This window comes from Salifodinibacter halophilus (assembly GCA_012999515.1).
GTDB classification, from domain to species: Bacteria; Pseudomonadota; Gammaproteobacteria; order Nevskiales; family Salinisphaeraceae; genus Salifodinibacter; species Salifodinibacter halophilus.
The window spans coordinates 1-237 of the sequence record JABEEB010000706.1 but is presented as its reverse complement, the minus strand read 5'-3'; the positions used below and the strand labels follow the sequence as shown (position 1 = coordinate 237).

Genomic DNA, 237 nt, shown 5'->3' with positions numbered 1-237 from the left:
GGGATGCGGCTGCCGTCGATATGCTCGCTCAAGGTGATGGTGCAGCCTCTGCGCACGCGAAACGACGAAATCTGGTCGTTCCAGTCGGCCCGCCAATAGATCGTGCAGTTGCTGTGGGAACAGGTCTGGTTGATGCCGGGGTCTCCCAATCCCGCCAGGCGCTCGCCGGCGTCGATGCCCCAATGCGCGCCACCGTAGTCGCGATGTTGATAGACGGTGCAGTCTTGCGCGGCCGAT

The 237-nt window shown here is 63.3% G+C and carries 1 protein-coding gene; it reads right to left on the bottom strand.

What is annotated here, in order from left to right:
- A partial coding sequence (locus HKX41_13385; protein ID NNC25127.1) for a hypothetical protein occupies positions 1–237 on the bottom strand: 237 nt, incomplete at both ends.